Annotated in this window: 13 protein-coding genes; 8 read left to right on the top strand and 5 right to left on the bottom strand. The window is 38.5% G+C overall.

Going from position 1 to position 15,584, the window contains the following annotated elements:
- Positions 1-16: 16 nt before the first annotated feature.
- The 4 genes from topA to B9T35_RS00775 all read left to right on the top strand — a co-directional run bounded on the left by topA (position 17) and on the right by B9T35_RS00775 (position 5,048).
- Entirely contained in the window at positions 17-2,659 is a 2,643-nt protein-coding gene (topA, locus tag B9T35_RS00790; RefSeq protein ID WP_086189236.1) for a type I DNA topoisomerase, read from the top strand.
- A gap of 96 nt (positions 2,660-2,755) precedes the next feature.
- A complete protein-coding gene (locus tag B9T35_RS00785) occupies positions 2,756-3,565 on the top strand; it encodes an NYN domain-containing protein (RefSeq protein WP_086189235.1) in 810 nt (269 codons plus the stop codon).
- A 5-nt stretch (positions 3,566-3,570) separates the two neighbouring features.
- On the top strand, positions 3,571-4,329 hold the full coding sequence (locus tag B9T35_RS00780) for a hypothetical protein (RefSeq protein ID WP_086189234.1): 759 nt from the start codon (positions 3,571-3,573) through the stop codon (positions 4,327-4,329).
- A 149-nt stretch (positions 4,330-4,478) separates the two neighbouring features.
- The gene (locus B9T35_RS00775; RefSeq protein WP_086189233.1) at positions 4,479-5,048 is read left to right on the top strand and encodes an HdeD family acid-resistance protein; all 570 of its coding nucleotides are present in this window, start codon (positions 4,479-4,481) and stop codon (positions 5,046-5,048) included.
- A gap of 129 nt (positions 5,049-5,177) precedes the next feature.
- On the opposite strand, the gene B9T35_RS00770 is transcribed toward B9T35_RS00775, so the two are convergent.
- Positions 5,178-5,630: a carboxymuconolactone decarboxylase family protein gene (locus B9T35_RS00770; RefSeq protein WP_086189232.1), complete on the bottom strand. Its 453-nt coding sequence runs from the start codon at positions 5,628-5,630 to the stop codon at positions 5,178-5,180.
- A gap of 102 nt (positions 5,631-5,732) precedes the next feature.
- Between B9T35_RS00770 and B9T35_RS00765 the strand changes: the two genes are divergently transcribed.
- The 4 genes from B9T35_RS00765 to B9T35_RS00750 all read left to right on the top strand — a co-directional run bounded on the left by B9T35_RS00765 (position 5,733) and on the right by B9T35_RS00750 (position 9,549).
- The gene (locus B9T35_RS00765) at positions 5,733-6,866 is read left to right on the top strand and encodes a glycerate kinase (RefSeq protein ID WP_086189231.1); all 1,134 of its coding nucleotides are present in this window, start codon (positions 5,733-5,735) and stop codon (positions 6,864-6,866) included.
- Between the two features lie 20 nt (positions 6,867-6,886).
- Positions 6,887-7,111 (top strand): hypothetical protein, encoded by a 225-nt coding sequence (locus B9T35_RS00760; protein WP_086189230.1) that lies wholly within the window; start codon positions 6,887-6,889, stop codon positions 7,109-7,111.
- A gap of 101 nt (positions 7,112-7,212) precedes the next feature.
- Positions 7,213-9,204 (top strand): ATP-dependent helicase, encoded by a 1,992-nt coding sequence (locus tag B9T35_RS00755; protein ID WP_086189229.1) that lies wholly within the window; start codon positions 7,213-7,215, stop codon positions 9,202-9,204.
- A gap of 90 nt (positions 9,205-9,294) precedes the next feature.
- A complete protein-coding gene (locus tag B9T35_RS00750; protein ID WP_086189228.1) occupies positions 9,295-9,549 on the top strand; it encodes an RNA recognition motif domain-containing protein in 255 nt (84 codons plus the stop codon).
- A 147-nt stretch (positions 9,550-9,696) separates the two neighbouring features.
- Here the strand turns inward: B9T35_RS00750 and B9T35_RS00745 are convergent, their stop codons facing one another.
- From B9T35_RS00745 to holA, 4 genes are all read right to left on the bottom strand, one after another.
- Positions 9,697-11,112: an efflux transporter outer membrane subunit gene (locus B9T35_RS00745; RefSeq protein WP_086189227.1), complete on the bottom strand. Its 1,416-nt coding sequence runs from the start codon at positions 11,110-11,112 to the stop codon at positions 9,697-9,699.
- A 9-nt stretch (positions 11,113-11,121) separates the two neighbouring features.
- Positions 11,122-13,116: a MacB family efflux pump subunit gene (locus B9T35_RS00740; RefSeq protein WP_086189226.1), complete on the bottom strand. Its 1,995-nt coding sequence runs from the start codon at positions 13,114-13,116 to the stop codon at positions 11,122-11,124.
- 2 nt (positions 13,117-13,118) lie between these two features.
- Positions 13,119-14,471 (bottom strand): MacA family efflux pump subunit, encoded by a 1,353-nt coding sequence (locus B9T35_RS00735; protein ID WP_086189225.1) that lies wholly within the window; start codon positions 14,469-14,471, stop codon positions 13,119-13,121.
- 122 nt (positions 14,472-14,593) lie between these two features.
- A complete protein-coding gene (holA, locus tag B9T35_RS00730; protein WP_086189224.1) occupies positions 14,594-15,583 on the bottom strand; it encodes a DNA polymerase III subunit delta in 990 nt (329 codons plus the stop codon).
- Position 15,584 lies beyond the last annotated feature (1 nt).

Here is a 15,584-nt window from a genome sequence, read left to right as displayed (position 1 = left end):
GGAATAACGGTTCATTATGGCGAATGCTCCTCGGTCCACATCCAAAAGCACTACAGCAAACTCTTCCGATGCTGGGAAAAAACGTGCCTTAGTGATTGTGGAGTCGCCTGCAAAAGCGAAAACCATCAATAAATATTTAGGTCCGAATTACATTGTCAAATCATCGGTCGGTCATGTACGTGACTTACCAACAGGTGGTTCAAGTAAAAGTACAGATAAAAAACCCGCAACGCGGATCAAATTGACGGACGAACAAAAGGCTGAAAAAGCCCAGTCTGCATTGGTTAATCGCATGGGGGTAGACCCAGAACATGACTGGAAAGCACATTACGAGGTGCTTCCAGGCAAAGAACATGTGGTTGCGGAGCTGAAAAAGCTGGCTTCACAAGTTGATGAAATCTATCTCGCAACGGATATGGACCGTGAAGGGGAAGCGATTGCTTGGCATTTAAAAGAAGTGATTGGTGGTGATGAATCACGTTATCAACGTGTAGTCTTCAACGAAATCACTAAAAATGCGATTCAAGAAGCCTTTAAGCATCCCTCACGCTTAGATATAGACAAAGTCAATGCTCAGCAGGCGCGTCGATTCCTAGACCGTATTGTGGGCTTTATGATTTCGCCATTGCTGTGGGAAAAAATTGCCCGTGGTTTATCGGCAGGTCGTGTTCAATCCGTTGCAACCAAACTTGTGGTAGAACGTGAGCGTGAGATTCGTGCTTTTGTTCCTGAAGAATATTGGCAAGTTTTTGCAGATACTAAATCTAAAAAAGATGACATTCGTTTAGAAGCAGTGAAACAAGGTGGTAAAACCTTAAAATTGCAAAATAAAGCACAAACAGATGCTTTATTGAAAATTCTAAATGATGCGGAATATAAAGTATCGGTACGTGAAGATAAACCAACCAAGGTTAATCCAAGCGCACCATATATCACCTCGACTTTACAACAAGCAGCCAGTACGCGTTTAGGTTTTTCTGTGAAGAAAACCATGACTATGGCACAACGTTTGTATGAAGCTGGTTTTATTACTTATATGCGTACTGACTCAACATTCTTAAGTAATGATGCTGTGAGTATGGTACGAGATCATATTGAATCTGAGTTTGGTGCAAAATATTTGCCTGCTAAACCGAATCATTATGGTAATAAAGCAGGTGCGCAAGAAGCCCATGAAGCGATTCGTCCATCCAATGTAGCACTGAAAGGTGATCAACTTGTTGGTGTAGATCGTGATGCACAACGTCTTTATGACTTGATTTGGCGTCAGTTTGTGGCTTGTCAAATGACATCAGCAGAATATTTGTCATCGACTATTTTAGTGGATGCCAATGGCATTGAGTTGAAAGCGAAGGGTCGTACTTTAGTTTTTGATGGTTTCACTAAGGTTCGCGGTGCAAACAAAGCGGATGATGATATTTTACTGCCTGCTGTTAAAGTTGGTGAAGTACTGAAACTTGAAAAACTAGATCCATCACAACACTTTACAAAACCGCCTGCGCGTTTTACTGAAGCATCATTGGTGAAAGAATTAGAGAAAAAAGGGATTGGTCGTCCTTCGACTTATGCTGCAATTATCTCGACAATTCAAGATCGTGGTTATGTGAAATTAGATAATCGTCGTCTCTTTGCAGAGAAAATGGGCGAAATTGTCACAGATCGCTTAGATGAAAATTTCAATAATTTGATGAATTACGCTTTTACCGCAGATCTAGAAGGTCAGTTGGATAAAGTGGCAGATGGCGAGCGTAATTGGAAAGAGCTACTCGATAATTTCTATGGTGATTTCAAAAAACGTTTAACGACTGCACAGGGTGAAAATGGCATGCGCCGTAATCAGCCTGTTGAAGTTGAAGCAGTGCATTGTAAAGAATGTGAACGCCCAATGCAGATTCGTACAGGTACTACTGGTGTATTCTTAGGATGCTCAGGTTATAACTTACCGCCGAAAGAACGTTGCAAAGGCACATTGAATCTCACACCAGTTGAATCATTGGCAGCATTGTCTGATGATGATGGCGCAGAAACTGCTGATTTAATGTCGAAAAAACGCTGTCCAATTTGTGAAACTGCAATGGACAGTTACGTGATTGATGGTGGTCGTAAATTACATATCTGTGGTAATAACCCAGACTGTAATGGTTTTGAACTTGAAGAAGGTGAGTTCAAAATTAAAGGTTACGATGGTCCAAGTATTCCATGTGATAAATGTGATGGTGAAATGCAATTGAAGACAGGTCGTTTTGGACCGTACTTCGCTTGTACCAGTTGTGACAATACGCGTAAAGTTTTAAAGAGTGGTCAACCTGCACCTCCACGTGTAGATCCGATCAAAATGGAACATTTACGCTCGACGAAGCATGATGATTACTTTGTACTGCGTGATGGTGCAGCAGGTTTATTCCTTGCAGCCAGTAAGTTTCCTAAAGTTCGTGAAACACGTGCACCTAAAGTTGCAGAACTTCGTTCAGTTGCAGATAAGCTTGATCCTAAGTACCAATTTATTTTGCAAGCGCCAGATGTTGATCCAGAAGGGAATCCGACATTGGTGAAATTCAGTCGTAAAAATCAAGTGCAGTATATTGGTTCTGAAACGCCTGAAGGCAAACAAACCAAATGGTCTATGGTTTATCAAGATGGGAAATGGGTCGAAGCTTAATTTACTTTAGTTAATTTAAAATATGCTGGCGAAAGTCGGCATTTTTTATGTCAATATTATTTATATAAGAACTTGAAATATTTTTTGTGGGGGAAAATGGAAAATCAATCTAAAAAACTAGCTGTATTAATTGATGCAGACAACTCATCTATTAATTCAATTTCATTAGTACTTGAGGAAGTTGCTAAATATGGAATTGCGAGTGTTAAAAGGGTTTATGGGGATTGGAGTAGTGATACTTTAAAGAATTGGCGGGATGTATTACTTCCTCATGCAATAACACCTGTACAACAATTTGCCTATACGAAAGGTAAAGATGCAACAGATATGATTCTGATCATTAATGCTATGGATTTATTATACAGTGGGGCACTAGATGGTTTTTGCATTGTATCAAGCGACAGTGATTTTACGCCTTTAGCTTCAAGAATTCGTGAAAGTGGATTAATGGTTTATGGTTTTGAACAGAAAAAAACACCAGAAGCTTTTAAGAAAGCTTGTGATAAATTTATTTACGTTGAAAATTTAATTGAAGATGTTGTTGATATTAAACAACAGGAGGATGAGGAATTACTGAGCACATCACAGAAAAAAACATCAGTTTTAGATAAGCAAATTGAAAATAAAATTAGTCCTAATCTCAAAGAAGAGATCAATACTCCTGATTTGATTGATCGAGCAACTTTAAATTTAATTTATAAAGCAGTAAAAGATAATGCTGATGAAAATGGTTGGGCGAATTTAAGCATGGTTGGACAGTATATTAGTGCAGTTAAACCTGATTTTGACTCACGAAATTATGGTAGAGCTAAATTATCAGGATTGATAAAAATTCTTAATCTATTTGAAACTAAAATAGAAACTAGTCAAATGTTCTTAAAAAAAATTAAAAAGCAGAGTGTTTAATTACTATGTGGAAAAATATTCGAATAGCTTGTCTGATGGTTGTTTTACTCATCGTTGCTATGAATGCATGGCGAGATATGAATCAGGATTGGAGCAAGCCGATTATTGTTTTGTTGCATCCGATTAATGCAGATGGACAAGCAGCAACACAGAAATATATCCAACAATTATCCATAGATGATTTTGAGGAGTCGCAAAACTATCTACAAGAAGCGACACAAAAGTTTCGAGGGCAGGCGACTTCATTTAACTTTCAATTGGGTCGTGAACTACAAAAATCACCTCCTAAAGTGCCTGAAAATAATAGTGCTTTAAGTAATATTTGGTGGAGTTTGAAGTTTAGATATTACGCATGGCAACAGCATAAAAGTGAGGATGGCTCACCAAGCGTGACTTTATATTTGAATTATTATGATCCCCAACAGATTAAACAACTGAAGCATTCGGTCGCACTAGAGCGTGGCAGAATTGGTACGGTGAACTTATTTGCTTCAGAAAAACAAAGTGAACCAAATCAAGTCGTATTGGTACACGAGTTATTACATACCTTTGGTGCTACGGATAAATATGACTTTACAACAGGTCAGCCTATTTATCCTTTAGGTTATGCAAATCCTGAGCAAAAGCCATTGTATCCGCAAGATCGTGCAGAAATTATGGGCGGATATATTCCATTAACCGAGGCTAAAAGTAAAACACCTGATAATTTGCAATACACCATGATTAGTCATTTAACGGCTCAAGAGTTGGGTTGGATTAAGTAGAGTTAAATTTAGTCATAAAATATTCAAAAATATGACCTTGCACTGAGATTGAATTAGTGCTTGGTTATGGATGGATGCAGATTTCATACAGACAAATTGTAAAAACAATTCAAGAATAAAATAAGCTTAATAACAATGAAGAGAAAACGATGATAACTGTAGGTAACGATTTGGTTCGACATCAATTGCATGAAAATAGAAAGTGGTATTTGCTCTTGGGGGCTGTGCTGGTTATTTTCGGCATTGTTTTATTGGCTTCGTTGGGAATGGCAACATTAACCGTGGTTGCGCTATTCGGAGCATTGATGATGATTGGTGGAGTGTTGCATTTAATTGCAGCATTTAAAATTTTTGATGGTGGATATCGATGGTTGTGGGCACTATTTGGTGTGTTGTACATTGGTGCAGGATATTACGCATTTAAATCACCAATTACGACGGCTGTGGTATTAACCAATTTACTTGCTGTGGCTTTATTGATTGGTGGCTTTGTTCGAATTATTAATGCATTTATGCTGAAACCAATGTCAGGCTGGGGATGGACATTATTTTCAGGCTTACTGACCTTGGTCACAGGTGCCATTATTCTTGCTTCACCCGATTCACCATTTTGGGTGCTCGGATTATTTCTAGGGGTGGATATTTTATTTCAGGGTGTCAATTATTTAACATTTGCAGCAGCAATTAAACAGATTCCACCGAGTTCGGCAGATCGATAAAACTCATGATAGATTGATTTTTTTTTTTATTCTGCTTTGAAATTAATACCCTTGAATCACAAAAACTCAAGGGTATTTTCAATTCTATAAAAGAACATTTATTCATCTACATAAAGACATACTTTGAAATTATTCAGGTATCACTGAATATTGACTTGAAATGGCGATACGATTCCATGTGTTAATGACAATGGCTAACCATTCAATGGCTGCAATTTCATCCTGATTTAATTCTTTGGTTGCATTTTCATAAGCAGTATCAGGAAAATGCTGTTGCGCAATCAGGGTGATTTCTTCAATTAATATCAGTGCTGCACGTTCTTTTGCATCAAAGTATTCTGATTCACGCCATGCACTTGTTAAGGCGATGCGTTCAATTGACTCGCCACATTTAACAGCATCTTGTGTATGCATTCGTACACAGAAGGCACATTGATTGATTTGAGACGCTCTTAATTTAAGGAGATGTGAGAACCCTTCATTGATTCCTGCTTCTTTGATTTTTTGAGTGGAGATTTTATCCAGTTCAATCACGGTTTTATAAAGTTCAGGTACAGCTTGGGCTAAATTAACGTGCTTCATATTGATTAAACCTAGAGGTCTTTGAAAGAAACAGTTTATCTATGTTGTAAAAGTAGCTATGTTATTTTTTGAATCCATCCAACTTAGTCTAGAAACATTAAAATGCCTAAAATCTTTGTCCTTGCTCCTGATTCCTTTAAAGAAAGTATGACTGCTGAACAAGCCTGTCAGGCAATGCAACGTGGCATCGCAAAAGTTTTTAATGATGCTCAGTTTATTCACGTGCCGATGGCTGATGGTGGTGAAGGCACAGTTGATGCTTTGCTTAGCGCAAGGCAAGGTCAAAAAGTTACAGTTGAAGTGGCAGGACCATTTGCATCACAAAAAGTTCAAACGTATTTAGGTCTGATTGATAACGGAAAAACGGCAGTCATTGAAATGGCGATGGCAAATGGGATTCACCTAATCGAAAAGTCACAGCGTAATCCATTATTGACCACAACTTTGGGTACGGGAGAAATGATTAAACACGCTTTGGATTTAGGTGTTGGTAAGATCATTATTGGCTTAGGTGGAAGCATCACCAATGATGCAGGTGCAGGCATGGCACAGGCTTTGGGTGCGACGTTTTATGATATGAATAGCTGTGAGGTTGCTCTAGGTGGCGGACAAATCAACCAAATTCAAAGTATAGATCTCTCAAGATTAGATACACGTTTAAAACAAACAGAAATTATTATTGCCAGTGATGTGAATAATCCGCTGTGTGGTGAAAATGGGGCTTCCCATGTGTTTGGACCACAAAAAGGCGCAACATCTGAAATGGTTGAAACACTCGATAAAAATTTAAAATATTTTGCAAATTTGGTTGCGCAAGAGATCGGTACAGATTTTCAAAATATTGCAGGAGCAGGCGCAGCAGGTGGTTTGGGTTTTGGTTTAATGGCTTTTACAGGTGCAAAAATCCGTTCAGGGGTTGAAATTGTGATTGAAGAAACGAAACTTGCTGAACATATTGCCCAAGCTGATTATGTTTTTACAGGTGAAGGTGGCATTGATTTTCAGACCAAGTTTGGTAAAACCCCGTTTGGCGTGGCACAAGTTGCAAAGCGATTGAATAAACCTGTGATCGCCTTTGCAGGCTATGTCGGTGAAGGAGTTGAAGAATTATATGATGAAGGCTTTAGCGCAATTTTTAGTATTGTCGATGGTACATGTGATTTACGGGCTGCATTAAAAAATGGTCAGAAAAATTTGGAAAGAACCTGCGAAAATATTGCTCGAATATTGAAGTAAAACGATAAAGGAAAGGAATAATGATAAGTGCTGCTAACTTAAGTGGAATATATACATTCCTATATTTATTGGGATTTTTTGTGTTGCTTATAATTACAGGGTTAGTGAGCTATTTAAGTAAAGATGTAAATAAGGCAGATGAAGAAAATAAATTAAAAAAATATTCAGGGAAAGATTTTTTAATCATTTTACTTTGCTGTGGAATGCTTTATTTTCTAGTAAAAATAATGATTAATATAATTTAAAATTAAATTTAGATTTTCATAAAATAACTTTTCAAAGGGTAATTCTGTTTCTTGTCTATTGTTTTGTTAAACTACCTCCATCCACAAACCGATGAGAGATTATGAGTTTCGCCACCCTAATTGATGAATTAAACCCTCAACAAAAGCAAGCTGCAACCACACAAAACAAGCATAGTCTGGTTTTAGCAGGTGCAGGCTGTGGCAAAACCAAAACCATTGTAGCGCGCGCAGCATATTTAATTGATCAAGGTATTCCTGCCAATCAAATTCAAATTTTAACCTTTACCCGTCGTTCAGCCAGTGAAATCGTGGCACGTGTAGAGTTGGCTTTAGGCGATCAAGCCAAAGGTTTAAGAGCTTCAACATTTCATACTTTTTGTATGTATCTTTTACGCCGTGTGCCGAAAGCCTTTGGTCTAGAACAGTTTTCAATTATTGATCGTGATGATCAAATGATGATGTTCCGTCTGATTCGTGGCAAAGATGATAAGAAAAATCCAAATGCATTGCCCAAGCCCAAAGAACTCTGTGATTTATATTCATTTGCACGCAATACTCGTCAAAAACTGAGTTTGGCTTTAGAGAAACAGCATCCTGAATTTTTAGAATATAAAGACCAAATTGCTGAAATCATGAAAGAATATGAAGCACGGAAACAAGCTCGTAGCTTTTTAGATTATGATGATATTTTGGCCGTGGTTGCTTCGGCTTTGGCGCAATCGGAAGGTTTGGTAGATTATGTTGCATCCTTGTGTCAGCACATGCTGGTCGATGAAATGCAGGATACTAACCCACTGCAATGGGCTTTACTTGAACCGCTGAAAGATAAGACCCATCTATTTTGTGTGGGAGATGATGCACAGTCTATTTACGGTTTCCGTGGTGCAGATTTTGAAAATATTCATCATTTTAAAGAGCGTGTACCTGATGCTCAAATTTTTAAACTTGAAAAAAACTATCGTTCTACCCAAGAAATTTTAGACCTTTCCAATTGGTTGCTCGACCAAAGCTCAATTCGATATGACAAACATTTAGAAGCATATCGTGGTGGTGGTGTTAAACCGCGAATGCATGTTTTTCCTAATGAATTTGATGAAGCCAAATGGATTGCGATTGACATCAAAGAGCGGCATTTACTGGAAGGCGCTGCGTGGCAAGATCACATGGTTTTGGTACGTTCAAGTTTCGCCGCCCGTCATATTGAAGCTGCGTGTATTCAAGCCAATATCCCGTATCGTTTTATTGGTGGGATGAAGCTACTTGAAACGGCGCATGTTAAAGATCTACTGAGCTTATTACGAGTGATTGCGAATCCATTGGATGATATTGCATGGATGCGCTTTCTCACTCTGTGGAATAGTGTGGGTGATGTCAGTGCGAGTAAGCTTTCACATCAATTATTATTACAACCTGAAATGGATGTGATTTTTGAAAAACTTGAAAAATTTGGGCGTATTCCTGAAAAAACTTTGCTGATAATGAAGCAAATGCTGGTGTTAAAAACAGAAGTTGAAGCCTGTGTCAGTCTAGGGGTTGAAGCACTGAAAGACCAGCTTGAAGAAAATTATGCGAAAAAAGATTGGTCTAAGCGTTTGGGTGATTTTGATCTGGTGAAGCAACTTTCTTCTAAGCATCAGCAGTTGAGTGAGTTTTTAGAGGAATATGTACTTGATCCAGTTTCGATTAGCGAGATTGAACGTCAGTCACAAGATGATGTGGTCACACTCATCACGATTCACTCAGCTAAAGGTACTGAGCAGAAGGTTTGTTATGTCGCTAATGTGTCAGCAGGGCAATATCCGCATGCACGTGCGCAGGATAATTTTGATGATGTTGAGGAAGAGCGCCGTGTGTTGTACGTAGCTTTAACACGTGCGCAGAATGAATTGATTTTGACCAAACAAAATTTAAATATGTGGGCGAAAGATCAAGTTGATGAGCAAGGTAGAAAAATTGAAAGTTATTTTTTAAATGATCTGACGCGTAATTTATGTACGACGGAAACGCATTACAAAACCCGTCAACAAACCGTGAAAAGTACCTTAATCGAACGGCAGTCGATTAATTTAGATTTTGGAATCGATCTAGATTAAACTACATCTATATATGTTTTTCATTCAAAAAGTAGAGTAGGCGAGTGCTTTTTGATGTTTTTTGCCTATTTTATATTTTAAGGTTGTGAGATGAAAATTCTAGTTCGTAGTTTAGAACGTACGGTCACTGAAGCTGAATTGCTTGAATTGTTCAAAGCATATGGCACAGTAGCATCATGTACATTGGTTTTAGATGCTGGAACAGGTAAATCTAAAGGCTTTGCTTTTGTGGATATGCCACACGCTCGTGAAGCCATTAAAGCCATTAAAGGTCTAAATACTCTTCGTTTGCATGGACATGGAATTCGTGTAAAACAAGCGGATGATAAACCAGAAGCTGAATAAGTCAGGTATTGTTATAAAAAAGAGCCTCAATGAAGGCTCTTTTTTATTGCTTAGAATTCAAGCCATTTAAACAGCTTGAATCATGATTTATCATCTCTCTATTTTTTCATTGGGAGAGCAATTAAGAGAGGTAATATTAGGAATCTCTTATTCCGTTGTGAGGGGTAATTGCTGAATGGGACTACCACCGAGTGCTTGCATCAGTGTGACATAAGCACCGTATTGACTCTGTTTGGTTTGAACCAAAGTTAAACGAGCATTACGAGTGGTTTCCTGTGCATCCAACAAGTTTTTTAAAGCAATCGCACCATTCTTATAGCGAACTTGGGTGAGACGTTCAGTTTTCTCAGCAAGCTCTAAATTACGTTGCTGTAAAGCCACTTGTTTATCCAGCTCAGTACGATTTGAGAGTGCATTTTCAGTATCGGCAAAAGCTTGGTATAGCGTTTGACGATATTGAACAATTGCTTTTTCATAATCCAAATCACTGATCTTAATGTTTTTCTTCATATCATTATATTGCAGGAAAGGTAGGCTTAAACTTGCCCCCAAAGACAAAGCAGGGTTCTTTAATAAATTCGTTAAAGATGTGCTGCTTGATCCTAAATTCCCCGTCAAACTAATAGAAGGATAATAACTTGCCTTCGTTGCATCTTTATTAGCTAAAGACTCACGTAAACGGAGTTCTGATGCACGCAAATCTGGACGACGAGATAATAAATTTGCTGGTAAGCCCGCTGAAATATTGGGGAGGCTGACTTTTGGTAATCGTTGTGGTTCTTGAATGTTGAGCTGTTGTACAGGAATATGCAGTAGTACTGCTAAGCCAGTTCGAGCCTCTACACGCTGTTGTTCAATTTGGCTTAAACTGGCTTTTTGACTTTGTACAGATTGTTCAGCTTGAGTTAAATCTAAACCAGAAACAGCACCAGCTTTATATTGTGAGCGAACCAATTCATAGGTTTTTTGAGTGGATGCTAAATTTTGTTGAACCGTTGCATAGCGTTCATTTAAATAACCCAATTGCCAATATAGATTGGCAGTTGTTGCAATCAAACTTTGCCCTGTGGCTTGTAAATCTTGCTCAGTGGCGAGTGCTTCCCATTTAGAGGCTTCAGTTTGTCGTGCTAGCTTGCCAAATAAATCGACTTCATAGCTTACACCTGCACTGAGAGAGAGTCCTTTAGAAGCATCATCACCTGAATTTAAATCAAAAGAATGTCCAGTTGAAACACCTGAGTTTACGCGGACACCTTGCTGATTTTCAGCAAGCCCTGCACGTAAGCGAGCTTGTTGTAAATTTATCCCTGCAACAGCTAAGTCTGTATTACGTTCTAAGACCTGATTGACCAATTGATTTAATTGAGCATCACCAAAGAGTGTCCACCATTGATCTGCATACAGATCGGCTTGTAGGACATTCGCTTTTGCTTTGTCATAGGCAAAGTCAGTGGGTATTTGTACTGTAGGTGCTTGATATGGCGTTTTGACTACAGCAGCACATCCCACCAATGAACCACCTAGAACTAAGGCACTCGCAAGTTTTGTTAAATTGAATTGCATATTATTTCCTTATTCTCTAGACAGTGCATCAACAGGATCAAGTTGTGCAGCATTGCGTGCTGGGATAAAACCGAACACCACGCCAATCAGGGTTGAACAGACAAAGGCAGCAATAATAGAGGTCGTTGAATATTCCATTTGGAAGGTACCTTTGGCAAAGTGACCAATCACTTGACCAATCCCTAAAGAGAGCAGTACACCCAAAATTCCGCCGAGAATACACACGAGAATCGCTTCAATTAAAAACTGTTGCAAAATATCACTTTGACGTGCACCAACAGCCATACGCACCCCAATTTCTTGAGTACGTTCTGTGACTGAAACGAGCATGATATTCATCACGCCAATACCACCAACAATCAGAGAAATAACAGCAATTGCAGAGACCAGAAGCGTCATCGTTGCTGTGGTTTGTTCAATCGTTTCACGGATACTATCGGAGTTTTGAGTAAAAACATCCTGTGCGCCATGACGTTGTTCAAGCAACGATAAAATGGCATTCTCTGCTGCTGCACTTGGATATTCATCTTTGACTCGAACAATAATATTTCGAACGTTAGATTGTCCCAACATGCGACTCATGACTGTCGAATAAGGTAAATAAACATTCAAGCTATCTGAACTGCCCATCATGCCTTTTTGCGCATCTGTCACACCAATAATACGACTCGGTACACTCCCCAACAAAATGACTTGCCCCACAGGATCTGTACCATCTGCAAAAAATGTATTCTTGGTATTTGAATCAATCACCACATCTTGAGCACGCTGAGTGACACTTTGTTTATCAAAAGCTTGACCTGATTCAAAGGTTAAGCCTTTGACATGGAAGAAGTCTTCACCTACACCATTGACACTAATTGATGCTTCAGTGTCTTTAAAACGCCCCGTAACACTTGAACTGACAGAAGGACTGACACTTTCAACATAGGGTTGTTCGGCAAGAGCCTCCGCATCAGCGGGTATGAGTGTTTTGACTTGAGCTGTTTTAGAGTTATCACCAAAACCACGCCCTTGGAAGACTGTGATGGTATTAGTGCCTAAACTGCTGATATTTTCTAAGATTTGCTTTTGCGAACCATTACCTAGAGCAACCACGGAAACAACGGATGCAATACCAATAATAATACCGAGCATGGTTAAAAATGTACGCATACGATGTGCATTCATCGCCAGTAAAGCCATATTGAATGCTTCACCAAAACGATCCAGTGCTGAACGCCAAGCAGAGGATTTTTTCTGCTTTTTGGCATTCTCTAAATCTGTACCAATATCAATAATGTCATCATTGGTTGGAGTGTTGGGTTTATCCGCAATGATATTACCATCACTGATTTCAATAATACGCGTCGCATTTTTGGCAACATTCATATCATGTGTAACAAGGATGATGGTATGACCTTTGGCATTCAGTTCACGTAAAATACGCATTACTTCAACGCCACTATTCTTATCCAATGCACCTGTTGGTTCATCAGCAAGAATAACGTCACCACCATTCATTAAGGCACGAGCAATAGAAACACGTTGTTGCTGACCACCTGATAATTGATTTGGACGATTCTGCGTTTTATCTGCTAAACCTAGATCAGTTAGAATTTCATGCGAACGTTTGTGACGTGCAGTTGGATCTACACCTGCATAAATTGCAGGAACTTCTACGTTACCTGCTGCAGTTAAATCACCCAATAAATGGTAGCGCTGGAAAATAAAGCCAAAATATTCACGGCGTAATTGTGCAAGCTCATCTGGTTCAAGTTTTCCTGTTTCGCGACCATTGACTTTATAACTGCCAGAAGTTGGTTTATCCAAACAACCTAAAATATTCATTAAGGTTGATTTACCAGAACCCGACTGACCCACAATAGCGACGAGTTCGCCTGCATAAATTTTTAAATCAATGCTTTTTAAAATCTGAATAGTTGATTCACCCGCAGGGAATTCACGAATCAGATTGCTGACCTCAAGCAGAGGTTGATTGCTCTGACTATTGTTCTGATCCATGTTTAAAATCTCATTGGGCCATTTTTATTGCTGCGTTTTGCAGAATCATTTGAAGTGTCTGAACCATCCGCAAGAATAATTTGATCACCTTGTTTTAAGCCACGCAAAATTTGCGCTGTAACACGGTTATTTAGCCCGACAAGGACTTGCTGACGTTTTGCTGTGCCATCGGCTTGTAAAACACGAATGATTGCCACAGAAGCTTTACCTTGATCAATCAGTGCTTTTTCATCAGCAGTCAGTTCTAAACGTTCAGGACGATCACTATTTTGTGCACTATCTTTATTTTTTTGGCGTTTATTTGTATTTGTACTTTGACTTTGTGATGCAGCACTTGAGTCAGGTTTGCCTTTTTTATTCGCACGATTTGATGTTTGTAATGCAGAAGCGGGAACGGTTAATGCATTTTTTGCTTCAGCAAGAATAATATAAACTTGAGCCGTCATATCAATACGCAGCTTGCCGTCATCATTAGGCACATCAAATAAAGCATTATAATAAATAGCGGTACTTGACGAAGAAGATGAATTGCTTGTTGTTTCAGTATTAATTGAGTCTGGTGCAGGTTCTACTTGACGTAGTTTTGCATAACGTTTTTTCTCACTGTCCCCTAAAGTAGTGAAATAAACTGTTTGTCCTTCTTGGACTTTCATAACATCGGCTTCAGAAATCTGTGCTTTGATGGTCATGGTGTCCAATTTTGCTAATTTTACGATGGTTGGTGCACTTTGGTTGGCATTCACCGTTTGACCTTCTTCAGTCACAATTGCAACAACCGTCCCATCCATTGGCGCTACAATTTGGGTATAGCCTAAATTTTCCTGTGAAGTCGCCAAAGTTAAACGAGACTGCTCAATCTGTGCATTGACAGAAGCAATATCAGCTTGCGCTGTTTTATAGCTTGCCAATGCAGATTCTAGTTCAGCACGTGAGGTTGCATCTTGAGCATACATCGCTTGTTGACGTTTATATTCAGCGTCCATTTTTGTCAGATTGGCTTGTTTGGTTGCCAATTGAGCTTCTTGATTTTTAATGCTTGCTTGTGCTGTTTTTAAATCATTGGTTTGTCGAACAGAATCGATCTGCGCAATCAGTTGACCTTGTTTCACTTGGTCACCTAATTTCACATACATCTTTTTAACCTGACCTGAAACCTGAGCACCAACACTCACCATTTTTGTCGCTTCTAAATCACCTGTTGCGAGCACAGAGTCCTCAATATCCCCACGACTAACTTCAGCAGTAATATATTGAGGTTGTGTATTTTTAGGTTTCAACATAAACCATGCGATTGCAGCAATAATTGCAATACAGATCGCGATGAGAATGACTTTGGAAGATTTTATTTTTGGCATAGTAATTCAAGTCTAAGCAGATTTAAAAATTGATCAAATTATAGAGTCGAATTAAGGATAAAACGTGAATTTTTTTAAATAAATAGGAATGATAATTATTATGGACTAAATAAAGCCAAAAACTATACAGGAAATAGCGTTTTTCCACACATTTCAGCCACACATTGCAAAATTAAATGTTCTGCATTTTCTACGCTTTTGCCTTTAATTGAAGCATCTATGCGTAATAAAAGTTGTGGCCACATCAGAAAATTTTGTGGGTTTAATCGTCTTAACGCTTGCTGATAATTTGAAACTTTGGTTTTCCAAATACCCAGTTGCAATGCATTTTGAGGTTGTTCATACAATTGCATGAATAAGCGCATTTCTTTACTGATGTTCCATAAAATTAAACTATTGGGTTCACCAGATTCAATTAAATATTGAAAAATTTTAATCGATTGCGCTAAATTTCCAGAAATTAACGCATCACTTAAATCAAAAGTAGTATAGCGAGATTGATCTTGTAAACATTCATGTAAATGTTCAATTTTGATCATTTGAACACTGGGGAATGTATCCGCAACACGCATTAAACTATTTTTAGCAGCCAGTAAATTATGTTCATGGTGTTGTTCTAACCAAGCCCATGCATCTTGTTCGAGTCGAATACCTAGTTTTTCGGCTTCACCTACTAAAATACGTTGACGGTCTTGTGCATAGTTTGCCGTGAGAGCAACGATAACACCATTCGCTTCAACCACTTGAAAAAATGCAGATTTCAAACTACTACTATCTTGCTTTGGCATAATAATCACAAGCAAATTGTGCTCATTATGTTGGATATAGTGTTTCAGTAGTTTTAATGCATTGGCATCAGGTTTGATATTGCCGTGGACTTCAATCGCCAGTTGACTGGAAAATAAAGATAGGCTATTCAGTGCATTAAAAACATTTTTCCAATCGCTCACGCTGCTGATATCGAAACGTTGTCTTTCGATATTCTGTTGATTCCAACTTTTACGAAAGGTATCCATTAAGTTTTGTTCTAATAGCGGTTCTTGACCATGTAAAATCCAAGCTCCACGAGCTTCATCTACACGCTTTAAAGCTTGGATATAATCAAGTTTCATA

It is taken from the genome of Acinetobacter sp. ANC 3832 (assembly GCF_002135415.1).
In the GTDB taxonomy this organism is placed as follows: Bacteria; Pseudomonadota; Gammaproteobacteria; order Pseudomonadales; family Moraxellaceae; genus Acinetobacter.
The sequence above is the reverse complement of the archived record's forward strand: the minus strand, read 5'-3'. Positions and strand labels throughout refer to the sequence as shown.